The organism is Streptomyces sp. NPDC053665 (assembly GCF_055585285.1).
Genome location: NZ_JBVJKK010000004.1, coordinates 609,563 through 631,590 on the forward strand (window position 1 = coordinate 609,563; position 22,028 = coordinate 631,590).

Consider the following 22,028-nt stretch of genomic DNA (forward strand, 5'->3'; position numbering starts at 1 on the left):
GAAGTGCCTCGGCGAGTTCCGCCATCGACGCGGCGGGCGACCGGGCTGCACCGCCGCCGCCTCGCGGCACGAACGAGGGATGCGATCCGAGATGAACGAACCGATCCGGTACGTGTACGCATTCGCGGAGGGCACCCGGGAGATGGCCGACCTCCTCGGCGGCAAGGGAGCGGGTCTCGCGGAGATGACCCGGCTCGGTCTGCCCGTGCCGCCCGGCTTCACCGTCACCACCGAGGCCTGTCGCACATTCTTGGTGACGGGGCAGGAGCCGCCCGAACTCGGCGTGGAGGTGGCCCGTGCGCTGGCGGGCCTGGAGCGTGCCCTGGGGCGTGATCTGGGCCGGGCCGACGATCCGCTGCTGGTGTCCGTACGTTCCGGCGCGCGGTTCTCGATGCCCGGCATGATGGAGACCATCCTCGACATCGGACTCAACGACGACTCGGTGACCGGACTCGCCAAAGCCTCGGGCCAGGAGCGGTTCGCCTGGGACTCCTACCGGCGTCTGCTGCAGATGTTCGGTCACACGGTGCTGGGCGTGGACGCCGGCCTGTTCGAACGAGTCATGGCAGCGCACTGGAGCAAGCCCTCCGCGGCGGGCGACCATGCCGCCCTCGACGCGGAGGAACTGCGAAACGTGGTGGAGGAGTTCAAAGCCCTCATCCGCCACGAAACAGGTGAGGACTTCCCGCAGGACCCCTTCGAACAGCTCTACCGTGCCGTCCTCGCTGTCTTCGGCTCCTGGAACAGTGAACGCGCCCGCGTCTACCGGCGCCGTGAACACATCGCCGACGACCTCGGCACGGCGGTGACGATCCAGGCGATGGTCTTCGGCAACCTCGGCCCGGACTCCGGCACCGGCGTCGCCTTCACCCGTGACCCCGCGACCGGCGCGTCCGGCATGTACGGCGACTACCTGCCCGACGCACAGGGTGAGGACGTCGTCTCGGGTGTACGCAACGCCGTGCCCCTGGCCGAGTTGGAGAACCTCGACCCCTCGTCCTACCGCCGGCTCGGCGATCACCTGCGCACTCTGGAGGCCCACTACCGTGACCTGTGCGACGTCGAGTTCACCGTCGAGCGCGGGCGCCTGTGGATCCTGCAGACACGGATAGGCAAGCGCACCGCCGCGGCGGCCTTCCGCATCGCCCACGAGTTGGGTGAGGCGGGCGTCATCACACCCGACGAGGCCCTGGCCCGGGTGGGCGGCGCGGAACTCACACGGCTGATGTTCCCCCGGTTCGCCACCCGTACCCGTGACGTGCGGCTCGCCCGCGGCGTTCCGGCCTCGCCCGGCGCGGCGGTGGGGGCCGTGGTGTTCGACTCCGACGCCGCGGTGCGCCGCGCGGCCGAGGGGCAGCAGACCGTCCTGGTCCGCCGGGAGACCACCCCCGAGGACCTGCCCGGCATGATCGCCGCCCAGGCGGTGCTGACCAGCCGCGGAGGCAAGACCAGCCATGCCGCCGTGGTGGCCCGGGGCATGGGCAAGGTCTGCGTCTGCGGCGCCGACGCGCTGGTCATCGACCCTGCTGCCCGGCGGTTCACCACGCCCTCGGGTGTCACGGTGCGGGAGGGTGACACCCTGTCCGTCGACGGCACGACCGGCGCGGTGTACCCGGGCACCCTGCCCCTGACCGCTTCGGACGTGAGCGGATGCCTGGACACGGGCCGGGCGACGAGTCCGCTGACACGGGCCGTCCTGAGCCTGCTCGACCACGCCGACTCGGTGCGGCGCCTGGAGGTGCGGGCTAACGCGGACACACCCGAGGACGCCGCGCGTGCCCGGAGGCTGGGCGCCCAGGGTCTCGGGCTGTGCCGTACCGAGCACATGTTCCTCGGAGAGCGCAGGGCCCTCGTCGAGGCGATGATCCTGGCCGACGGCGACGACGCCCGCCGGCACGCCCTTGCCGCTCTCCTGCCCCTGCAGCGTGCGGAGTTCACCGGCATCCTGGCGGCGATGGACGGGCTTCCGGTGACCATCCGGCTGCTCGACCCTCCGCTGCACGAGTTCCTTCCCGACCGCACGGAGCTGGCGGTCCGTGTGGCCCGGGCCGCCCGTCCCACCGAGCGCGACCGCGCCCTGCTCGCCGCAGTGGAGCGGATGACCGAACAGAACCCGATGCTCGGCCTGCGGGGGGTGCGTCTGGGGCTCGCGGTGCCGGGTCTGATGGCGATGCAGGTCCGGGCGATCGCCGAGGCCGTCGTCCGCCGGCTGCGGGACCACGGGGAGCCCCGTGCCGAGATCATGATTCCGCTGGTGGGGACGGTGGAGGAACTGCGGCTGGCGCGCGCGGAGGCGGAGAACGTACTCGCCGACGTCGCGGCGGAGACGGGAACCTCCCTGCACTGCCCCGTCGGAACCATGATCGAACTGCCGCGGGCGGCACTCACCGCCGGCCGGATCGCGGAAGTCGCCGACTTCTTCTCCTTCGGCACCAACGACCTCACCCAGACCACCTGGGGGCTGTCCCGGGACGACGCCGAGGCCTCCTTCTTCCCTCTCTACCTGGACAAGGGCGTCTTCGTGGTGTCCCCCTTCGAGACCCTCGACCAGGAGGGCGTGGGGCGCCTGATGGAGCTCGCCGTCACCGCCGGCCGTGCGGTCGACGCACACCTGGAGGCCGGCGTGTGCGGCGAGCACGGCGGTGATCCGCAGTCCATCCACTTCTTCCACCGCATCGGGCTGGACTACGTCTCCTGCTCGCCCTTCAGGATTCCGGCGGCGAGGCTGGAGGCGGGGCGGGCGGCGTCCGCCCACGTCGCCGGCACTGACAGCAGGTGACGGGGGAGGGCCGCGGCCCACGCGGCGGCACCCCCGATGCCTTCCGTCGACGAGTTCGAGGTCCTCGACGGCTGACCCGTCACCATCCGTTCCGCACTCGCAAGCACGACCGAAAGAGGCGAGCCGATGATCGACATACCGGGCTTGCTGGGCGACGAGGCCGACTACCTGCTGACCCACACCGCACGGGGAATCCGCAAGGAGGACTTGATGCTGCCGGGGCCCGACTTCGACGACCGGGCCCCGGCCGGCTCCGACCGCCCGCCCCGGGTGCTGCGCAGTCTGCAGTCCCTGTTCGATCATGGCCGTCTGGGCGGCACCGGTCACCTGTCGATCCTGCCGGTCGATCAGGGGATCGAACACTCCGCGGCTGCTGCCTTCGCGGCCAATCCCCGATACCTCGACCCCGCGCACATCGTCGAACTGGCCGTCGAAGGCGGGTGCAACGCGGTCGCGAGCACACTGGGCGTACTGGGAGCCGTCTCGCGGCGCTACGCGCACCGGATCCCCTTCATCGTCAAGCTCAATCACAATGAGCTGCTGACCTACCCGAACCACTATGACCAGGTCATGTTTGGGGATGTCGAACAGTGCTTAGACCTGGGCGCGGTGGGCGTCGGCGCCACCGTCTACTTCGGCTCGCAAGAGTCCGACCGCCAGTTGCGTGAGGCACGTGAGGCGTTCGCACTGGCCCACCGACTGGGCATGTTCACTGTGCTGTGGTGCTACCTGCGCAACGCGGCCTTCAGGAAGGACGGCGTGGACTACGCGGTGTCGGCCGATCTCACCGGTCAGGAGAACCACCTCGGTGCCACCGTCGAGGCCGACATCGTCAAACAGAAGCAGCCGGAGAACAACGGCGGCTACCTCGCGCTCGGCTTCGGCAGGACCGACCGGCGTCTGTACGACGTCCTCACCACCGATCACCCGATCGACCTCACGCGCTGGCAGGTCGCCTCCTGCTACATGGGGCGTGTCGGCCTCATCAACAGCGGTGGCGCGTCAGCCGGCCAGGGTGACCTCACGCAGGCGGTCCGGACTGCGGTGATCAACAAGCGGGCGGGCGGCACGGGACTCATCACCGGCCGGAAGGCCTTCCAGCGACCTGTGAGTGAAGGCGTGGATCTGCTGCACGCCGTCCAGGACGTCTACCTCGACGACACCGTCACCGTGGCGTGAGCGGACCAAGCGCATCGAGGTGTGCTCCTCTCACCGGTGCTCGCCCCGGACCACCGCGACCGGGCAGTGGGCGTGGTGCAGCACGGCCTGGCTCACCGAACCCACCACCAGCCCGGCGAAGCCGCCGCGCCCGCGTGCGCCGACCACCACGAGCTGGGCCGACCGGCTCGCCCCGATGAGGGCCTCCCTCGGCCCGCCGTGCACCACCTCGCGCCGCACCGCCACATCCGGATACCGTTCGCGGGCGTCGGCCAGCGCCTCTGCGACCAGGTGTTCCGCTCTCTCGGCGAGGGCGTTCGACGGATCAACGGACGGCACCCGGCGGTCCGGCGACGCCGGCCCCGTGGGACTCCACACGGTCCAGCTGTGCAGGGCCACCAGCGGCGCCCGGCGCAGGGCGGCCTCCGCGAAGGCGAAGTCGACGGCCTTCGCCCCGGCGGCCGAGCCGTCGACTCCGAGGACGACCGGTCCGTCGCCGTGTGACGGTTCACGCAGGACCAGCACTGGGCACGAACCGTGCGCGGCCAGGTGCACCGCCTTCGAGCCCGTCAGGAGGCCGACGAGACCGCCTCGTCCCCGGGAGCCGACGACCATGAGGTCCGCGGCGCGTGACTGCGCCTCCAGAACGGTCAACGGCTCCGCGTCGATCACCACGTCATGCACGGCGACATCGGGTGCGGCCGCCCGTGCCCGCTCGACTGCCTCGTTCACGAGCACCTCGGCCGCGTCCCGCAGCCCGGACCGCAGTGCCACCGCGGCTGACGGCGCCGATGGTGCAACCGGCGGCGGAACGAAGGCGTGGACGATCCGCAGCTCGGCACGGCGCCACCGTGCTTCCCGGGCTGCCACCTCGGTCGCGGCCAGCCCCGCGGCTGTACCGTCCACGCCCACGATCACGAGACCAGGCACCCTGTACCCCTCACCGCCGACGCCGATGGCACCTCTCCTCCAGCTTCACCCCGGAGAGGCCCTCGTGCCTCCAGGAGCGGGCACAGCCGGGGGGACCCGACCACCCGGATGTGGCGACTCTGGTGGCGGAGCTCCTGGGCTCTGCTGGTGCCGATTGATTCCTGCGGCCATCGGAACCACCGGTGGCCGCAGGGACGCCCCCTCGACACGCGATGAGGCTTACGCGAAAAGTCGTTCGCGTGTGTAGGGACCTCGTCACGGCTGCGCGGCGACGCTGGAAGTGCTCCCCCGGTCGTCACCGGAAGGAACGACGGTCATGAAATCCCGTCTTCGTGCTCATCGCCTCCTGCACGGTCCTCGGTTTCGTCGTCATCCACCTGGCAGGGGGCCGACGGGCCGCGGCGCCCCCGGACGGTGTCCGGCGGTTCATGGTCGCCAACAGCACCGTGATCACGGGCGTGGTGCTGATCCTTCTGGGCTTCAGCATCCTCGGTGATGGTGTGTCAGGTCTGGCGCGCTGAGCCGGGGAGCGGTGTCGGGGCGGGGCCCTCACACAGCCGTTGGGGGTCTACGAAGGGGCAGCCCCTTCCCGCACTGCGTCGGACAGGCGCAGTTCGGCGACGACCGCCTTCCCACCGGTGACCGGGATGGTGGCAAACGTCGCACACAGGCGGGTGACGAGGTGTACACCGTGCCGTCCGACGCGCAACGGGTCGGGCGGACACACGCTCGGCCCGGTCGGTGACGTGTCGCGCACGGTGATCCGGAGAAGATCTCGCTCACCGGTGAGTAGTTCCAGGAGGAGGCCGCCGGGCCCTGGTGCGTGGCGCAATGCGTTGGTGACGAGTTCGCTCACGACGATCTGGGCGTCCTGGCAGGCACGGCCGTGCGGGGGGTGCCCGGCGTACGCCAGGAGAGCGCGTGTGGCACTGCGGGTGTCGGCAAGGGGGACCCCTGCTGTGCCCCACACGGCGCCGTAAGACAGGGCTGCCGCGGGACGGTGTCCATCCTCCGCCTGCTGCATAAGCGGGGTGACCATAGTGGTTCCTGTCCGGTGAGGTCCGTTGTGCGGATAGTGGCCTTTTCGTGTCGGCCTGTCCGCGCTTACCCGCTGTGGCCGTTCCCAGCGCTCAACTGCCCCGCCTGTTATGGACGGATGAGGGTCGGTCCTCCTGGACGTTCCTTGCCGCCCTTCCGGCTGCCGGTGGGTGCTCGGCTCAGCGCCGAATGAGGCCGAGTCCGGTGGCTGTGGCCACGGCCGCGGTGCGGGAGTCGACGCCGAGCTTGGTGTACACACGTGCGAGGTGGGACTTGACCGTGCCCTCGGTCAGGTGCAGGCGGGCAGCGATGGCCTGGTTCGACAAGCCGGCAGCGACGAGGGAGAGGACCTCGGTCTCGCGCGGGGTGAGAGCCGTGCGGGGTGCACGGAGTCGGTTCATCAGCCGGTCCGCCACGGTGGGCGCCAGCGTCGTGCCTCCCGTTGCCGCGGCGCGTACGGCAGCGGCCAGGTCCTCCGGCGGGGCATCCTTGAGCAAGTAGCCGGTGGCGCCGGCTTCGATGGCTGGCAGCGTGTCGGCATCGCTGTCGTAGGTGGTGACGATCAGCACGCGCGGGGCTGCCGGCCGGGCGGTGATCAGGGCGGTGGCCTCGGCGCCGCCCATGCCCTTGCCGAACTGCAGGTCCATCAGCACGACGTCGACGTCACCCTCGGCGGCGCGGGCGACGGCGTCCTCCGCGGTGGCGGCCTCGGCCACGACGACCAGGTCCGGCTCGGTCTCCAGCACGGCGCGCAGTCCGGCACGGACGACGGGGTGGTCGTCGGCCAGGAGCAGGCGCACGGGGGCGTCGTCGGTCACGGGCGGGCCTCGGTTCGGGGCCGGTCCGGCGCGGTGAGGGGCAGGCGGGCGCTCACCGTGGTGCCGCCGCCGGGGGACGAGACGAGGGTGAGGGTGCCGCCGAGGGTGTCAACGCGTGCCCGCATGGCGGCCAGCCCGAATCCCCCGGCTCCGGGGTCCGGGGCGGGAAGCCGGGCGGGGTCGAAGCCGCACCCGTCGTCGGCGACCTCGAGACGGACGTGGTCGCCGTGGTGGTCGAGGGTGACGTCCGCGGTGCCGGCTCCGGCGTGCTGGACGGTGTTGGCCAGGGCAGATTGGGCGACGCGTAGCAGTGCGACCTCCTGGGCGGTGGACAGAGCGACGGGATCGCCTGTGAGGTGGAACCGAACGGTGAGCCCGTGCCGGGCGGACGTGGTGTCGCACAGGCGGGTCAGGGAGCCGGCCAGGGTGGTGTCGTCCAGCGCGGGCGGGGTGAGCGCCGCGATGAAGCGCCGGGCCTCCGCGAGGTTGTCGACGGCGGCCTGCCGCGCCTGGCCGACATGGCGAGCTGCGTGATCCGGGGACCCGGGCAGGGCTCGCTCGGCGGCCCGCAGCAGCAGCTGGATGCTGGTCAGGCCCTGGGCGAGGGTGTCGTGGATCTCGCGGGCCAGACGGTCGCGTTCGGCGAGCATGCCGGCGGTGTGCTGGGCAGCGGCCAGGTCGGCACGAGCGCGAGTGAGTTCCTCGATCAGCCGGCGGCGCTGTTCGCTCTCCCGGTACAGGGCCTGGTACCCCCACACGACCGCGACGGCGACAGCAGCGCCGAGTGCCGGGCCGATGGCCATGGCGGGGCTGAAGGCGCGCTGGTGGGCGGCGAAGCCCGCGACGGCCGCGGCGGTGGTGACGACCACCGCCGCAAGTCCGGTGCTGCGCGGCAGCAGGTGCACCTGCAGGAAGTAGAGGGGGAAGGCCAGCCATACAGCCTCGGGGGACAGGGCCAGCAGCATCAGCCAGCACGTGCCCACAGCCGCCAGCCACACGGTGGCCGCCTGCTGCGACCGGCGTACGGAAGGCAGCACGGGCCCGACCGCGTACGCCAGGCCGCACGCCGACGAGACGGCGACGATCCATGCCACGTCGGGCCGCCCGCCGGTCACGGCGCGGCCGGCGGCCAGAGCGAGCAGCCCGATGACCAACAGGTGCAGACACCAGGCCAGGGCCCGGGTGGTCGGGGTGAGGGTGGGAGGAGCGCTGTTCACAGTACGTCCCAGGTTACGGAGACCGGTGGCCTGTGGCCTCTGTCGAAAGGTGCAATCCGTGTTCCGACTTCCGATACCTCGAATGCGGTCTTCTGCCGGACGCGCGAGGACGGGGCCAACAGTGACAGTGGGGCCCGTATCGCTTCGACGCCGGAAAGGACAGGCCCACGCCGTGTTCGTCGCCTGGAGAGACGTGAAGTTCGCCAAGGGGCGCTTCGCCCTGATGGGAGCCGTCATCGTGCTGATCACCCTGCTGGTGGGATTGCTGTCCGGACTCACAGCCGGACTCAGCCGTCAGAACACCTCCGCGATCACGGGGCTGCCCGCCGACATGATCGCATTCCAGGCTCCGGGCGGCGGTCGGGATCTGTCGTACTCCCGTTCCACCGTGACCGCACGCCAGTGGCAGCAATGGGCCGGGGCGAACGGTGTCCGCAGCGCCGAACCGCTGGGAATCACCACCACCGTGGCCACCGCCGGGGACAGGAGCGCCGGGGTCTCGGTCTTCGGCGTCCGGCCCGGCTCCACCCTCGCCCCGGACGGTGAACGGATCACCGAGAGCGCTGTGGTGCTGTCCGTCGCAGCCGCCGGCGATTTGGGCGTTCGAACCGGTGACTACGTCCGGCTGGCGGGCCGCCGCCTCAAGGTGGCCGCCGTGAAGGGCGACGCCCACTTCAGTCACACCCCGGTGCTCTGGTCCAGTCTGGACTCCTGGCGGAGGACCGCACCTCCTGTCGGCGGCCGAGAGGGCCCGAGGGCGACCGTCGTCGCCGTGAGCACCACCGCCGAAGCGGACACGGCCGCCATCGACCGCAAGGCCGGCACGAAGTCGGTCGCCACGCGGGAGTCGCTGTCGGCGATCGGTTCCTACACCTCCGAGAACGGATCCCTGCAGCTGATGCGCGGTTTTCTGTTCGCCATCTCCGCCCTGGTCATCGGGGCCTTCTTCACGGTGTGGACCATCCAGCGCAGCGGTGACGTCGCCGTCCTCAAGGCCCTCGGAGCGCCCACGGCATACCTCCTCAAAGACGCTCTCGGTCAGGCACTCCTCCTGCTCTCCGGCGGCACCATCATCGGCACCGGCATTGCGGCCGCCATCGGCGCGCGGCTGGCCGACAGCGCGGTGCCCTTCCTCCTCACTCCGGCTTCGACCCTGACGCCGGCCGCTGTGATCACCCTTCTTGGTGCCGCGGGCGCCGCCCTGTCCATCCGGCGCATCACGTCCGTGGAACCGCTGACCGCCCTCGGGAGTGCCCGATGAGCCTCACGCTGACCGGCGTCACTCTCACGTACCCCGACGGCGACACCCGTCTGACGGCCCTCGACCGGGTCCACCTGGACGTTCCCCGCGGGAACCTGACGGCGGTGGTGGGTCCCTCCGGATCCGGCAAGTCCAGCCTTCTCGCCGTGGCCGCCACGTTGGTCGGCCCGGATTCCGGCACCGTCACGGTCGACGGCCGCTCCACCACCGGTCTCACCCCCGGCGAACTCACCGCACTGCGCCGCCACAAGATCGGAATCGTCTTCCAGCAACCCAACCTGCTGCCCTCTCTCACCGCAGTCGAACAACTGGAGGTGATGGCTCGGATCGACGGCCGCACACCCCGCACCACCCGGACCCGCGCGATGAAACTCCTCGACGCCGTCGGACTCGCCGATCTGGCCGGCCGCCGACCGCACCAGCTCTCCGGCGGCCAGCGCCAGCGCATCAACATCGCCCGGGCCCTGATGAACGACCCCGCCGTGCTTCTGATCGACGAGCCCACCAGCGCTCTCGACCATGCGCGGGGCACCGCCGTCGTCGACCTCATCTCCCGCCTCACCCACGAGCGGGGGACCGCGACCGTGGTGGTCACCCACGACCGTGCCCACCTCGAAGCCGCGGACCAGGTCGCCGAGGTCCACGACGGACGCCTGCGCGCGGCGCCGAGAAGCCGGCCGTGATCTCCGTGAAGGAGGAGGACGTGGCCGGTGGGGCGGACAAGGCGTAGGCGGGGGACCCGGGGACCGGACGGCGCGGGGCGCGGGCCCGTGGGGTTTCGTATCCCGTGTAGCCGCCGGGGCGACCGTCGCCCGGTCGAGAACGACGACAGGGGCTGAGCGGTCGCGCGGGAACGGGAGTCGGCCAGGGTGACCGTCCCGGCCCTTCCCGTACTTGGCCGGAGAAGTGCTTCGGGAATCGATGGTTTGCCGAAGCCAAGCGGACAGACTCGGCCACCGAGCGGCCAGTAGACGCCATACGAGGGTGCGACGGACGTCGATGCGCTGTGATGGCCCGATTCCTGTAGATATGCCAGCCGGGTGGGGCCACCATGGACGACGAGGACAGCACAATGCCGACGCGCGGGGCCACGCAGACGGGACCGCCGTCCTGTCGCTGCGGCACCGGGTCGGCGGGATCAGGGCCCGCAACCGTTTCGGCGGGGGAGGGCCCGGCGACGGGCGAGGAGCGGTTCCGGGGGCTGTTGGAGGCGGCGCCGGACGCGATGGTGATCGTGGACGACGCGGGGCTGATCCGGTTGGTGAACGCGCAGACGGAGTCGCTGTTCGGGTACGGGCGGGCGGAACTGCTGGGTCAGTCGGTGGAGTTGCTGATCCCGGGGCGATTCCGTGCTCAGCATTCGGGGCATCGTGAGGCGTACGCCGAGAGCCGGCAGGTGCGGCCGATGGGGGCAGGGCTGGAGCTGCACGGGTTGCGCAAGGACGGCACCGAGTTCCCCGTGGAGATCAGCCTCAGTCCGCTGGAGACCGCGGACGGCCTCCTGGTCTCCGCGGCCGTCCGCGACGTCAGCGACCGCAAGGCCGCTGAGGAGCGGTTTCGGGGCCTGCTGGAGGCGGCGCCGGACGCGATGGTGATCGTGGACGACGCGGGGCTGATCCGGTTGGTGAACGCGCAGACGGAGTCGCTGTTCGGGTACGGGCGGGCGGAACTGCTGGGTCAGTCGGTGGAGTTGCTGATCCCGGGGCGATTCCGTGCTCAGCATTCGGGGCATCGTGAGGCGTACGCCGAGAGCCGGCAGGTGCGGCCGATGGGGGCAGGGCTGGAGCTGCACGGGTTGCGCAAGGACGGCACCGAGTTCCCCGTGGAGATCAGCCTCAGTCCGCTGGAGACCGCGGACGGCCTCCTGGTCTCCGCGGCCGTCCGCGACGTCAGCGACCGCAAGGCCGCCGAACAGCACATCAACCAGCTCGCCGCGCTCGTGGAGTCCTCGCAGGACGCGATCCTGGCCAAGACCCTCGACGGGCACATCACCTACTGGAACGCCGCCGCCCAGCGCCTGTACGGCTACAGCGCCGAGGAGGCGATCGGCCGCCACGTGGCGATGCTGGCCCTACCCGACCACACCCACGAGATCACCGCCCTCCTCGAACGGCTGGCCCGCGGCGAGAAGATCGAGCACTTCGAGACCCTCCGCGTCACCCGGGGCGGGCACCTGCTCGACGTCGACGTCACTCTGTGGCCCACCCGCGCCGCCGACGGAACGGTGCAGGGCGCATGCGCCATCGTCCGCGACATCAGCGACCGCAAGCGGGCCGAGGCCGAACTCCACGCCCTGTACGAGCAGCAGCGCCACATCGCCCTCACCCTGCAGCGCAGTCTGATGGGCACCCCGCCGGCCATCCCCGGCCTCGCCGCCGCCCACCGCTACCTGCCCGCCACCCAGGGTGCCGGGGTAGGCGGCGACTGGTTCGACCTCATCCCCCTCGGCGCGGGCCGGGTCGGCATTCTCATAGGCGACGTGATGGGGCGCGGCCTGGACGCGGCCGCCGTCATGGGCCAACTGCGGGCCGCCGCCCACGCCCTGGCCAAGACCGGCATGGAGCCCAGCCGGCTGATGCAGGCCCTCGACGCCATCGTCGCCGACCTCGACCTGCCCGACCAGCTGGTCACTTGCTGCTACCTGATCCTCGCCCCCGACACCGGCGAGATCACCGTCTGCTCGGCCGGTCACCTCCCCGCCCTCCTCGCCGACCCGGGCGGGGTCCGGACCCTCGACGCCCCCATCAGCGCGCCGCTCGGCGTGGGCGGCATGCTCCACCAGCAGACCCGCACCGCCGTACCCCCCGGGGCCACGCTCGTCCTCTACACCGACGGTCTGATCGAAACCCCCGGCAGCGACATCGAACACCGCCTCGCCGACCTGACTCGCGCCCTCGAGGCGGCTTTCAGCGCCACCGATGCCCTGGAGTCCGTCGCCGACCGCGTCCTGACCGCCCTGCTGCCCGGGACCGACGGTCACGACGACGACGTCACCCTGCTCCTGGCCCGATTGCCTGCCGCACCGCTGGCCGCCGCCTCCACCGACCTGCCCGCCCACGCCTCCTCCGTCGGCGACGGACGCAGCTTCCTCACCAAGACCCTCACCGCCTGGAACTGCGCCCATCTCGCCGACGACGCCCGCCTCCTGGTCTCCGAAGTGCTCACCAACGCCCTCCAGCACGCCCAGGGCCCTCTCGGGCTCCACCTGCGCCGTACCGCCACCGAAGTGATCGTCGAGATCAGCGACCACAGCCCTCACCTTCCCCAGCCCCGCCTGGCCGCCCCCGACGACGAATCCGGCCGCGGCCTTCTCCTCGTCGACGCCCTCGCCCACAGTTGGGGTGTGCGCCCCACCGACGACGGCAAGACCACCTGGTTCACCCTCCCTGCGGGCAACACGACGCGGTGAGCATCGGACACGCCTTCAGCGGTGCGCGACCGCCTTCACGCCGATCTTCAGACGGCGGGCCCGGTCACAGTGCCCCCGACGGTACGCACCACGTACGCCGGCAGAACGGAGGAGCTCTACCGCTGGGGCGAAAAGGTCAGGACGAGTCCGGTGACGAGAGCCGTAGGACCGAGGGCAAGCACGGGAAGGCCCGGTCCTGGCACGACGTGCATCGCCGCACCAGCCGCTGTGAGAGGCGAGGAGCCGACGACCAGCGTCCTGCCGATGCGTTGCGGCGACTCGTGGTGCTCCCTACCCGGGTCGGCTGCGCGTCTCGGGGCTTCGCGGCCGGTGAGCGAGGCAACCAGCGCTCTGATCGACACGGCCCGCGCAGCAGCCACCCAGCTCCGCCTCGTACAGGCGCCGGTGGACGGCATTGCGCCGACGCAACAGGAGCCCCCGAGGATCGCCCCGGCCCTCCCCCTCCGGCCTGCCCCCGGGCCCGGACACCCGCTTCAGGACGAGGACTCTGATGGTGATCACAAGCACCAGCAGCGCCGAGCAAGCGTGATGTCAGCGGACTTGGTGGTGACGTAGAGCGTACCCAGGCCGCCCAGCACCGTGTTGATGAGCAGGCCAGGCCTGCCATCTCGCTCTGTGCACCACCCCCTGACATGACCCCTTCATGAAAGGTGACTTGCGTCACTGTACGCGTAGTGGCTGCAATGCCTGCGCCTTGACCGCAGGAAGAGGAGGGGATGGGGAGGTCCTCGTACGGGGTAGGCGAGCGGGACGACGCGGGGCGGTCCAGCGCGCTGCTTGAGGGAGGGTCACCGTATGCAATTCGACGACGATGCTGCTCTGGACACGTCCGAGGTCGTGGACGGGCGGGGAGGTGCGCTGGCCGGGATCCCGGGCGGCGGGAAGACCATCGGCGGGGGACTGGTCGGGCTCGTGGTGCTGGTCGTGTCCGTGCTCCTGGGTGTCGACCCCGGGATGTTCGACTCGGGCAGCGGTGACGCGTCCTCGTCCGGCAAGCCAGCCGCAGACCTCTCGTCGGACTGCCGGACCGGTGCCGACGCCAACCGCAAGGAGGAGTGCCGGATCGTCGCTGTGGTCGACAGCGTGCAGGCATTCTGGAAGCAGACGGAGACAGCCGTTGGCAAGCCCTACCAGCAGTCCCAGACTTTCCTGTTCACCGGCAGTGTGAACACCGGTTGCGGGAACGCGACCTCCGACGTCGGCCCGTTCTACTGCTCAGCCGATGACAGGGTCTATCTCGACCTCGACTTCTTCAACGACCTGAGCAGCAAGTTCGGCGCCAAGGGTGGCCCGTTCGCCGAGGCCTACGTCATCGCGCACGAATATGGTCACCACGTCCAGGACCTCAGCGGAACGATCTCCCGCGGCAGCGGAACGGGCCAGAACAGCGGCTCGGTGAAACTCGAGTTGCAGGCGGATTGCTACGCCGGAGTGTGGGCCCACCACGCCACCATCACCCCCGACCCCAGGAGCGGTAAGCCACTGATCACCGACTTGACGAAGGACGACATCAACCGCGGGCTGGACGCAGCCGCCGCCGTGGGAGACGACCGTATCCAGCAGCGCTACCAAGGCAGGGTCACACCGGACACCTGGACGCACGGCTCCGCGCGTCAGCGCCAGCAGTGGTTCTCCACCGGCTACCGCTCCGGCCGCGTCTCCAGCTGCAACACGTTCAGCTGATTACGTTGACAGCCCCGGCACGAGGCCCGGATGGGGGCCGCCGCTGGTGGACAGATCGCGTATTGCGCCGTGCCGTGCCGTGCCACGTTCGGCGGTAACAGCCTGCACCACGTGGGAGTTCTGCCTCCACAGGCTGACCGCTTCCAATAGCTTGCCGTCGCCGCGCAGCTAGTGACCTGAGTCAGACATTCTGGCCACATCGGCGATCAAGCCGGGTGCCGGGCGGCTCGTGAGAATCACCCGAGAATCTCTGACTCACGTCACGAGTAGTGCTTGGTTGGGTTGCGGGCTGTCTGCGGGTTCGTCGAGTGCTGGAAGCGGCTCGCCCGGCTCTGCACGGGTATCCGTCGGCTCTTCGGGCACCCGAGACATCATGCACGGACACCAAGCGCGTCCCACCAGCAGCACTCTCAGCGCCCAGGCCTCCACCGCCGAGACATCGACGCCCGGTCACAACGGCGCCAAGCACTCACGCCGAGGCCGACGCACCGGCCGCCTGCGCCGCCGCGTCCTCGCCTACCGGGCAATCGATTTCCTGTCGACGCACATCCCGGACGACCCCGGACCGGGCCACGAATGCCTGCTCCTGGTGCACATCCGCCAAGTCGTCGGCCAGGTCCGCTACCAGATCTGCACTGACTGCGCCCAGGGCGTCATCACCACCGTCACCATCGACGAGCGCTTCCACAGCACCGGTCTGGGCACCCGTGCGCTGTCACACCTACGGTCCCGCCACCCGGGACTGACCTGGCGCAGCACGCTGCGCAGGCGTACCACCCGTGATCTCCTGCGCCGGATGCGCATTGCCGCAACCACTTCTGCCACGCCCTGCCCCCACGCTCATCAGACACTCGCTGCCCCGGCCGGCCCGATACTCGCCAACAGCTGACCCCATCACTCACCGGTCACAACACACGGTGGAGAAGGCGTCCCCCTCAGGCCGCGATGGGTGCTTGACGTACATCACCGCGACGCACGGCCGGACCGGCATGGAGGACGGGCGGCAGGGCATCCGAGGCGAAGGGAAGGGGCTGACCGTGCTTTCGGTGCCGCCCATTGACGTCAAGAGCTCCCGAGGGGTGAGAAGGTGAAGGGCTTCCGCAGCTTCATCCTGCGCGGCAACGTGGTCGACCTGGCCGTCGGTATCGTCATCGGGGCAGCGTTCACCGCCGTGGTGAACGGCTTCGTCAGCGCCTTCCTGACCCCACTCGTCGGACTGGCCACCGGCGTCACCGGCGACATGAGCCACAAGACCTTCACCCTGGGCGCCACCAAGTTCCCCTACGGCGCCTTCATCAACGCGGCGATCAGCTTCCTCCTCCTCGCCAGCGCCCTCTACTTCCTGGTCGTGCTCCCGATCAACAAGCTCCACGAGCGCCTCGCCCCGCACCATGACGTCCAGGCCCCGAAACGGGACTGCCCCGAATGCCTCAGCCCCGTACCGGCCCAAGCCCGACGCTGCGCCTCCTGCACCGTCGCCCTGCCCGCCGTACCCGCTCAGGCCGGGGAGACCACCCAGCGCGCCGGGTAACCCCGCCTCCATGGCCCGGTCTGCGGTGCCGTGCCCCTCGCGGGCCCCTGACGACCGTAATTGGCGACGCCGTCCGATGCCGAACCGCTCCCCATGCCCAGGCGCTCGGCAGCGTCGCACGCCCGCAGTGCGTCGACGGTGCCCTGCCCGAGGATGCCGGCGCGCTGGCGCTGCTCGACGTAGGTGCGGTCCCGGTGCTCCAAGACCACGCAGTCGATGCCCGTGTCGGCCGGTCGGTGGAGGGCGTGACCGGTCCTGAGCGCGCGTACCCCCATATCGTCCGTGCGTCCCATGTACCGTCAAGCCATCCGCCGATCCTCGCCGTCACCCCCGCAGGCGCGAGCTCCGTGCCACCGGTTCGGAGTTGGCTTTCCTCGATGTCGCCGTCGGAACAGGAGCACGTCCATGCGTCTCTACGCCCAGAGCCCAGCGCGCCGGGGTCGTCAGCTGATCGCGGATCTGATCGCTCTGCTCCTGATCGCGAGCACAGTGAAGTTCGCTCTGGTCGTCCGTGACGCGATCCTGACGTTGGCCGAGCCCGGGCAGAAAGCCGAGAGCGCGGGCGACAGTCTTGCCTCCAGTCTCGACGATGCCGGCAACGCGGCCTCGAAGGTCCCGTTCGTCGGTGACTCGTTGAAGAAGCCACTCAGGTCCGCGGCCGAGGCCGGCACGAGTCTTTCCGATGCCGGACAGTCGTTGCAGGACACCGTGGGCCATGTCGCCACGCTCACGACGATCGCCCTGATCGTCCTTCCGACCGCCGTGATCCTGGTGTTGTGGCTCGTTCCACGACTGCGGTGGATCCGGCGGAGCGCCACGACTCGACGCCTCCTCGATGCCCCCGGTGGCGCCGACCTCCTTGCGCTGCGAGCGCTGACCGGGCCGCAGCGGCCGCTGGCCGCGCTTGCCACGCCGCCGGGCGGCCTGGCCGACGCCTGGCGTCGCGGAGACCCTGACGTCATCGCCGACCTGGCGGCGCTGACGCTGCGACGCGCGGGTCTCCGACCCTGACCCGGGACAGCGAGCAAGCGGCGAAGCCGGTCGCACCCGTGCACCTGCTCCCTGGAACATCATCGGATGGCGAGGACGGCCAGGCCTGCGCGTCGTGCAGTCCAACGCGGCGCCCCACCTGCAGGCGATGACCAACACGTACGACGTGCTGTACAGCGTCTTCGGCACCGTGGACTTTCACCAACCCACGTGAGGTACTGCCCGCGGCGGCCGCCGCTCGAGAGCCGGGCGCAACTGGTATTCGCACCCCTCGCCTACTATCAGCACGGGGTGCCCACCGGCGGGCCGCGCACCGCCGACACCCTACTGGTGAGCGCGTACCACCCGTCCTGGAACGGATCCCAATTCCGCCAGCGGCCTGCGGAAGCCGCGCGCGGCGCGGTGAGGGGTTCACGTCCGCGAGGCACTGAACCGGGCATATTCGAGCAGTTCGGGCGCAGCGTCGGGCGGCCAGGCACCCGATGCCGGTGCCTGACCGGAAGCCGCCTGCAGCGGGAAGGCAAGACCGTCGTGGCCCGCTTCGAGCGTGCCTTGGCCCGACTGGTCCACAACGCCGAACCGGGAGAGGACTTCGACCGGTACTACAAGGACGGCGGCTTCGTGATAGTCGACAACCCTGCCTGATCCGTGTGTGGGCGGTGCCGCGATGCGGCGGCACCGTCCGAACCGCTGCGAGCCGGGCCCCCGCGCCAAGGCGGCGGCCACCGTCTCCAGTACGGTGCGCTGGTGGGTGTCGGTGGACACGTCGGCCGGGCGCAGCGAGCGAAGCGTGGATCTCTCGGCGCACAGTCGGCAACGCCCCATCAGCGGGAGCGGACTGGCCCGATCAGGGCGCCTACCGCTGGTGTGCGGGCTGGCTCGCAAAGGCGGGCGACTGGCACCTGGCGAACCGGCTGGCGCCGGCCTTCGAGCCCGGTCGAACGCGGATCACGGCGTCCTCGTGGCTCATCAGGCCCCGAAACATCAGGGCTGCCCGATGCCGCAGACAGGATGGTGCCTAAACTGGTCGGCAAAGGAGTCGAGGCGTGTAACCGAAAGGGGGGTAGGCCAGGTGATAGGGACTGTGTTCATCACCGAGGACGTCCCGGCTAAGGACCGGTTCGACTACTGGCGTGAACTGGTTTGCCGAACCCGTGCCAGCGAGGTGATAAGTGACCACGCAGCCGATTTCCACGCGGAGCACCGGATCATGGAACTCGGACCGGTGACTGTCTGGTCCTCGTCCTTCCTGCCCACACGTTTCCGACGCAATGCCAACATGGTGCGGCAATCCGACCCCGAACTGCTGCACCTGACCCTGCTCCTGCACGGAGAGCTCGCCCTCGTCCACTCCGGCGAGGTCCAGGCATTCGAAGCCGGCGACGTTCACCTGGCCAGCAGCTCACAGCCGTACGATTTGCAATCCGCAGGCACCGGTCACCGCCACGCCGTTCAGGGAATCGGCGTGGATATACCGGCCAAGGTGTTGCCCCTGCCGGCACACCGAATCGCCGCAACGCTGGGCCGCAGCCTCCCCGCGCGCAGCGGCCTCGGCACCCTGGTGACACAGTTCCTCACCGGCATGAAGGAGCAGGTCGGCCATCTGCAGCCCTCTGATGCCCCACGACTGGGTACCGTCGTGGTCGACCTGGTATCCGCATGGCTGGCTCACGTGGTGGAAGCAGAAGCAGCGCTGCCCCCGGAGACCCGCCGACGGACCCTGGCACGCCGCATTCAATCGTTCATTCAGCACAACCTGCACGACCCCGAACTGACGCCCCCGGTGATAGCCGCCGCTCACCACATCTCCCTCAGCTACCTTCACAGACTCGCCCAGGAGGAAATGGGAGGCGAACCGATAGCAGCATCGATACGCCGCCGACGCCTTGAGGCAATCCACCGAGACCTTGCCGATCCCACGCAGCGAAGCACGCCCATCCACGTGATCACCGCCCGCTGGGGAATCGTTCGGGCATCGAACTTCACCCGTAGCTTCCGTACCAGGTACGGCCTCTCCCCAAAGGACCACCGCGCACTCGCGCTGTCGGAACGACCGTAAGGGCCGCAGCCCCTACGGTCGATGACTCAAGGTGGGACGCACCGCATCGAAAGCCTGCGGAGGCCGGGTTCCATTCCGCTCGCTCAGAGTAACTTTTGATTCACGACACAGAACGAACCACACTCTTCGTTCAGCTTCAGCCGCGGCCGATGCTCGGCGCAGGCGCGATCTTGGTCGAGCCGTTCACCGTGAGGTGCACCGAGTTGTTGTAATTGACACCGCTCTCGGGAAGATGAACGGTCGGGCCGAAGCAGGCACGCACAATATTCGGGTTCAGCACGGAATTGGCACAAGTTACATTGCTGCCGAACTGAGACGAGGTCCAACCACCGATGTTGACGGCCTTCGGCCCCTCATTCACGACCACCATGATGACCTGCGCATCGTCGTTCGCGTTGGCCACCAGGCACCCCTGAAACCGGACCCCGGGGTAGGTAGCGTGCGATATGGCCGGCATGCAGACCATGGGGATGTCCGGGTCGACGGCCTTCCAGTTCACGGTGGCAGCGCTCGCGGGAGCGGCGGCCGCCGCCACCCCCAGCAGTCCAGCAGCCACTACACCGGCGGCGCGAACGCCCTGACGAAACCTCATGTGTGCTCCCCTTGTACACGTGTGAATGGTGCGCTCCGCGAGGTGAGGCCCGCCAAGCGCCGGACATCTGTCTCTGGTCCTGGCGGCATGACACCAGTACCGTGCCCGCCCCCGCAGCTGAGCCGGACGACTGTCATCGTCACGGCGACCGGGCGCAACCAAGACTGCCCGGCCCTGCGCGACAGACGTTGCTGCTCAGTCTCCGATTGCTTGCCATTGCGTCCACATCGAGAAGCAGCGCTCGGCAGCGTAAGTACGCCTAGATCGTCTTCTCCTGCGATCTCCCTCCTTGGGTCCAGAGGTCCTCGGTCTGGAGCAACCCGGCTTGGTAGTAAGGCTCGTCATGAGCGCAGGCAGCGGGAGTGGGGGAGGGTGAAGGTGCCGCGCCGGCCGAGGCCGCTTGTCCCGTCTACTGGTTGCCACCGCAACCGGCGAGAAGCAGGGCCACGCCGACGAGGGCCGCTGCCTTTCCGAACTCCGGGCTGGTGGCTCCGCCGGGCGGCCGTCTTCGTAGGCTCCTGCTGAACGTCAGGGCAGTCCTTCCTCGAGAAGCACTTATGTGCCTGATCAAGGAGCTGCGAGATCCACAGGGGTGCCTCGCACCTGCTGACGGAGGGCTATCGGGGTGTCGCGAGGACGTCCTGGAGTACGTCTTCGAGCGTGACCCGGGCCAGTTCGTGTCTCAGGGTCTGCTCGATGCCGTCGTAGACCCGCTGCATCGCCGGTTGGATGCCGTGGCCCACCACGCAATTCTGGTCCGGCGTGGTGCGGTGCATCGCGAACAGGGGGCCGGATTCCACCGCCTCGTACACGTCGAGCAGGGTCATCGATCCGAGGTCGCGCGCCAGTGACCAGCCCGCTCCCACGCCCCGCCGTGATTCCACGAGCCCCGCCCTGCGCAGATCGCCCAGGAGCCGTCTGATCACCACGGGGTTGGTGTTCGCACTGGACGCGATCTGCTCGGAGGTGGCGACCTCATGGCCCTGACGCTGATAGAGGCCGATCCAGGCCAGGGCGTGCGAGGCGATGGTGAGCCTGCTGTTGGCGCTCATGACCCTCCTCTACGGACGCAACGCCTCATGTTATGACAGCGCAGTCGTAACAGGTAAGGTTGCAACCGCCCGTCGTAACAATTAACGTTGCGACAGCAGGACGGATCGATCACCGAGGTGAGAAGAATGAGCAAGCCACTCACGGGCAAGGTCGCCCTGGTCACCGGGGGGTCTCGAGGGCTGGGGGCCGCGACTGTGCGACTGCTGGCCGAGCAGGGCGCCGATGTCGCCTTCACCTATGTCAGCTCCGAGGAGAAGGCGCAGGCCGTCGTCGACGAGGTGCGCGGCAAGGGAGCGAACGCCCTCGCCCTCCGGTCCGATCAGGCGGACACCAGCCGGGCGCCGGCCCTGATCGGCGACGTGGTCGCACACTTCGGCGGCCTGGACATCCTCGTCAACAACGCCGCGATCTCCGTGGCCGGCGCGGTGGACGATCCGGACGCCGACACCGCTGCCCTGGATCGCATGCACGCCACGAACTACCTCGGCGTGATCGCGGTCATCCGCGCCGCCGCCCGAGTGCTGCGCACGGGCGGTCGCATCATCACGGTGAGCTCCGGCCTGGGTTCCCGGGTCGGCGCCCCCGGCCTTGCCGACTACGCGGCGACCAAGTCCGGGATAGAGAGGTACACCATGGGTGTCGCACGCGACCTCGGGTCCCGGGACATCACGGCCAACGTCGTGGAGGCCGGACTGATGGACGGTGGCATGCAGCCGCCGGACCCCGACACCCTCAAGACCCTGCTCGGCTCGCTGTCCCTGCAGCGCATGGGGCACCCCGACGAGATCGCCGCGGCGATCGCCTTCCTGGCGAGTCCGGCTGCGTCGTACGTCACTGGCGCGGTGCTGGACGCCCACGGTGGCTACAACGCCTGAGCCGCCGATTCCCGCCGCTTGATCCGCCGGGAGCTTGCCTCCGTCGAAGCCGCGGCTCTCCGTGCCGACGACGGCGTCCGCTTTGACGGACTGCGAGTCGAGCACTGCGGCCGTCGGCTCCGCATCCCTCCCCAGCTCCTCGCGGGCCCTCGCGCGCAACCGGTCGTGGAACTCCTTGACCAAGGCGTTGTCGCGCTATCGGCGGAAGAATGCGTAGATGCGGTCCCACGGCGGGAAGTCGGCGGGCATCGCCCGCCACTTGATCCCCTTGTCCACGAGATACCGGATTGCATCGAGCATGGCCGCCCGGTGGCAGTACGCCTCCGGCCGGCCGCCCCGGCCGCACATCCAACCTGGTACCGGCAGCAGCGGCAGGACCCTCACACGCCAGAGTGACCGAAGGGGACTCCGTCTCTGCAGTGGCATTCAACGGCGGCAAAAGGGCCTCTTAGAGGACGAGTTGCGGTAGTAGCCCTCTGAGCTTCCAAGAGGCCCTGCTCGGATCTCTCAAGCGACCCTTTACGGAAGTTCCGTTCACGAGAGAGGCGGGCCACGGCCATGGAGACATCGGTGTGGCTCGCTACGCCGTCTGCTGGTCGCGGCCGTTTCAGGGT

Annotated in this window: 19 protein-coding genes and 2 pseudogenes; 12 read left to right on the forward strand and 9 right to left on the reverse strand. The window is 69.7% G+C overall.

The window, feature by feature from the left end:
• Positions 1-91 precede the first annotated feature (91 nt).
• The gene (ppdK, locus tag ACZ6ZN_RS19720; protein WP_469647892.1) at positions 92-2,779 is read left to right on the forward strand and encodes a pyruvate, phosphate dikinase; all 2,688 of its coding nucleotides are present in this window, start codon (positions 92-94) and stop codon (positions 2,777-2,779) included.
• 126 nt (positions 2,780-2,905) lie between these two features.
• Positions 2,906-3,958 (forward strand): class I fructose-bisphosphate aldolase, encoded by a 1,053-nt coding sequence (locus tag ACZ6ZN_RS19725; protein WP_469647894.1) that lies wholly within the window; start codon positions 2,906-2,908, stop codon positions 3,956-3,958.
• Positions 3,959-3,988: 30 nt separating this feature from the next.
• Here the strand turns inward: ACZ6ZN_RS19725 and ACZ6ZN_RS19730 are convergent, their stop codons facing one another.
• Positions 3,989-4,867 (reverse strand): universal stress protein, encoded by an 879-nt coding sequence (locus ACZ6ZN_RS19730; RefSeq protein WP_451878449.1) that lies wholly within the window; start codon positions 4,865-4,867, stop codon positions 3,989-3,991.
• Between the two features lie 332 nt (positions 4,868-5,199).
• On the opposite strand from ACZ6ZN_RS19730, the gene ACZ6ZN_RS19735 reads away from it, so the two are divergent.
• The gene (locus ACZ6ZN_RS19735; RefSeq protein WP_469647897.1) at positions 5,200-5,388 is read left to right on the forward strand and encodes a hypothetical protein; all 189 of its coding nucleotides are present in this window, start codon (positions 5,200-5,202) and stop codon (positions 5,386-5,388) included.
• Positions 5,389-5,435: 47 nt separating this feature from the next.
• Here ACZ6ZN_RS19735 and ACZ6ZN_RS19740 read toward each other — a convergent pair whose 3' ends face one another.
• The 3 genes from ACZ6ZN_RS19740 to ACZ6ZN_RS19750 all read right to left on the reverse strand — a co-directional run bounded on the left by ACZ6ZN_RS19740 (position 5,436) and on the right by ACZ6ZN_RS19750 (position 7,940).
• Complete coding sequence (locus ACZ6ZN_RS19740) at positions 5,436-5,723, reverse strand: ATP-binding protein (protein ID WP_469647900.1); 288 nt, start codon at positions 5,721-5,723, stop codon at positions 5,436-5,438.
• A gap of 361 nt (positions 5,724-6,084) precedes the next feature.
• Positions 6,085-6,723 (reverse strand): response regulator, encoded by a 639-nt coding sequence (locus ACZ6ZN_RS19745; RefSeq protein ID WP_469647902.1) that lies wholly within the window; start codon positions 6,721-6,723, stop codon positions 6,085-6,087.
• The gene (locus ACZ6ZN_RS19750) at positions 6,720-7,940 is read right to left on the reverse strand and encodes a sensor histidine kinase (protein WP_469647904.1); all 1,221 of its coding nucleotides are present in this window, start codon (positions 7,938-7,940) and stop codon (positions 6,720-6,722) included. Before ACZ6ZN_RS19750 ends, ACZ6ZN_RS19745 begins: the two co-directional genes overlap by 4 nt.
• 172 nt (positions 7,941-8,112) lie before the next feature.
• On the opposite strand from ACZ6ZN_RS19750, the gene ACZ6ZN_RS19755 reads away from it, so the two are divergent.
• From ACZ6ZN_RS19755 to mscL, 6 genes and pseudogenes are all read left to right on the forward strand, one after another.
• Positions 8,113-9,201 (forward strand): ABC transporter permease, encoded by a 1,089-nt coding sequence (locus ACZ6ZN_RS19755; RefSeq protein WP_451878457.1) that lies wholly within the window; start codon positions 8,113-8,115, stop codon positions 9,199-9,201.
• On the forward strand, positions 9,198-9,884 hold the full coding sequence (locus tag ACZ6ZN_RS19760; RefSeq protein WP_451878458.1) for an ABC transporter ATP-binding protein: 687 nt from the start codon (positions 9,198-9,200) through the stop codon (positions 9,882-9,884). Before ACZ6ZN_RS19755 ends, ACZ6ZN_RS19760 begins: the two co-directional genes overlap by 4 nt.
• Before the next feature lie 500 nt (positions 9,885-10,384).
• Positions 10,385-12,610: pseudogene (locus ACZ6ZN_RS19765) on the forward strand (PAS domain S-box protein); the annotation flags it as partial.
• Between the two features lie 816 nt (positions 12,611-13,426).
• The gene (gene ypfJ / locus ACZ6ZN_RS19770; RefSeq protein WP_451878460.1) at positions 13,427-14,314 is read left to right on the forward strand and encodes a KPN_02809 family neutral zinc metallopeptidase; all 888 of its coding nucleotides are present in this window, start codon (positions 13,427-13,429) and stop codon (positions 14,312-14,314) included.
• Between the two features lie 373 nt (positions 14,315-14,687).
• Positions 14,688-15,203: a hypothetical protein gene (locus tag ACZ6ZN_RS19775; protein ID WP_451878461.1), complete on the forward strand. Its 516-nt coding sequence runs from the start codon at positions 14,688-14,690 to the stop codon at positions 15,201-15,203.
• Positions 15,204-15,401: 198 nt separating this feature from the next.
• The gene (mscL, locus tag ACZ6ZN_RS19780) at positions 15,402-15,845 is read left to right on the forward strand and encodes a large conductance mechanosensitive channel protein MscL (protein WP_398111532.1); all 444 of its coding nucleotides are present in this window, start codon (positions 15,402-15,404) and stop codon (positions 15,843-15,845) included.
• A gap of 65 nt (positions 15,846-15,910) precedes the next feature.
• On the opposite strand, the pseudogene ACZ6ZN_RS19785 reads toward mscL, so the two are convergent.
• A pseudogene (locus ACZ6ZN_RS19785) lies at positions 15,911-16,120 on the reverse strand (4-hydroxybenzoate 3-monooxygenase); the annotation flags it as partial.
• Positions 16,121-16,250: 130 nt separating this feature from the next.
• Here ACZ6ZN_RS19785 and ACZ6ZN_RS19790 point away from each other — a divergent pair.
• Positions 16,251-16,856: a hypothetical protein gene (locus ACZ6ZN_RS19790; protein WP_451878462.1), complete on the forward strand. Its 606-nt coding sequence runs from the start codon at positions 16,251-16,253 to the stop codon at positions 16,854-16,856.
• Between the two features lie 390 nt (positions 16,857-17,246).
• Here ACZ6ZN_RS19790 and ACZ6ZN_RS19795 read toward each other — a convergent pair whose 3' ends face one another.
• Positions 17,247-17,600: a hypothetical protein gene (locus ACZ6ZN_RS19795; RefSeq protein ID WP_451878463.1), complete on the reverse strand. Its 354-nt coding sequence runs from the start codon at positions 17,598-17,600 to the stop codon at positions 17,247-17,249.
• A 307-nt stretch (positions 17,601-17,907) separates the two neighbouring features.
• Here ACZ6ZN_RS19795 and ACZ6ZN_RS19800 point away from each other — a divergent pair, with 307 nt between their 5' ends.
• Entirely contained in the window at positions 17,908-18,894 is a 987-nt protein-coding gene (locus tag ACZ6ZN_RS19800; RefSeq protein ID WP_469647910.1) for an AraC family transcriptional regulator, read from the forward strand.
• A 136-nt stretch (positions 18,895-19,030) separates the two neighbouring features.
• Here ACZ6ZN_RS19800 and ACZ6ZN_RS19805 read toward each other — a convergent pair whose 3' ends face one another.
• Positions 19,031-19,486, reverse strand: coding sequence for a hypothetical protein (locus ACZ6ZN_RS19805; protein ID WP_451878465.1), 456 nt, complete (start codon positions 19,484-19,486; stop codon positions 19,031-19,033).
• Positions 19,487-20,103: 617 nt separating this feature from the next.
• Positions 20,104-20,538, reverse strand: a complete 435-nt coding sequence (locus ACZ6ZN_RS19810) for an Rrf2 family transcriptional regulator (protein WP_311685925.1) — start codon at positions 20,536-20,538, stop codon at positions 20,104-20,106.
• Positions 20,539-20,664: 126 nt separating this feature from the next.
• Here ACZ6ZN_RS19810 and ACZ6ZN_RS19815 point away from each other — a divergent pair, with 126 nt between their 5' ends.
• On the forward strand, positions 20,665-21,414 hold the full coding sequence (locus tag ACZ6ZN_RS19815; RefSeq protein ID WP_469647913.1) for an SDR family NAD(P)-dependent oxidoreductase: 750 nt from the start codon (positions 20,665-20,667) through the stop codon (positions 21,412-21,414).
• 195 nt (positions 21,415-21,609) lie between these two features.
• Here the strand turns inward: ACZ6ZN_RS19815 and ACZ6ZN_RS19820 are convergent, their stop codons facing one another.
• Positions 21,610-21,840 carry a transposase gene (locus ACZ6ZN_RS19820; protein ID WP_469647916.1) on the reverse strand — a complete coding sequence of 77 codons (231 nt, stop codon included), beginning with the start codon at positions 21,838-21,840 and terminating at the stop codon, positions 21,610-21,612.
• Between the last annotated feature and the right edge of the window lie 188 nt (positions 21,841-22,028).

Excerpts from the sequence above, each read along its gene's own strand:
- ACZ6ZN_RS19725 (WP_469647894.1), top strand. The coding sequence starts at position 2,906 with ATGATCGACATACCGGGCTTGCTGGGCGACGAGGCCGACTACCTGCTG.
- ACZ6ZN_RS19805 (WP_451878465.1), bottom strand. The coding sequence starts at position 19,486 with ATGAGGTTTCGTCAGGGCGTTCGCGCCGCCGGTGTAGTGGCTGCTGGA.
- ppdK (WP_469647892.1), top strand. The coding sequence starts at position 92 with ATGAACGAACCGATCCGGTACGTGTACGCATTCGCGGAGGGCACCCGG.
- ACZ6ZN_RS19775 (WP_451878461.1), top strand. The coding sequence starts at position 14,688 with ATGCACGGACACCAAGCGCGTCCCACCAGCAGCACTCTCAGCGCCCAG.
- ACZ6ZN_RS19815 (WP_469647913.1), top strand. The coding sequence starts at position 20,665 with ATGAGCAAGCCACTCACGGGCAAGGTCGCCCTGGTCACCGGGGGGTCT.
- ACZ6ZN_RS19760 (WP_451878458.1), top strand. The coding sequence starts at position 9,198 with ATGAGCCTCACGCTGACCGGCGTCACTCTCACGTACCCCGACGGCGAC.
- ypfJ (WP_451878460.1), top strand. The coding sequence starts at position 13,427 with ATGCAATTCGACGACGATGCTGCTCTGGACACGTCCGAGGTCGTGGAC.
- ACZ6ZN_RS19810 (WP_311685925.1), bottom strand. The coding sequence starts at position 20,538 with ATGAGCGCCAACAGCAGGCTCACCATCGCCTCGCACGCCCTGGCCTGG.
- ACZ6ZN_RS19820 (WP_469647916.1), bottom strand. The coding sequence starts at position 21,840 with ATGCCACTGCAGAGACGGAGTCCCCTTCGGTCACTCTGGCGTGTGAGG.
- ACZ6ZN_RS19790 (WP_451878462.1), top strand. The coding sequence starts at position 16,251 with ATGCGTCTCTACGCCCAGAGCCCAGCGCGCCGGGGTCGTCAGCTGATC.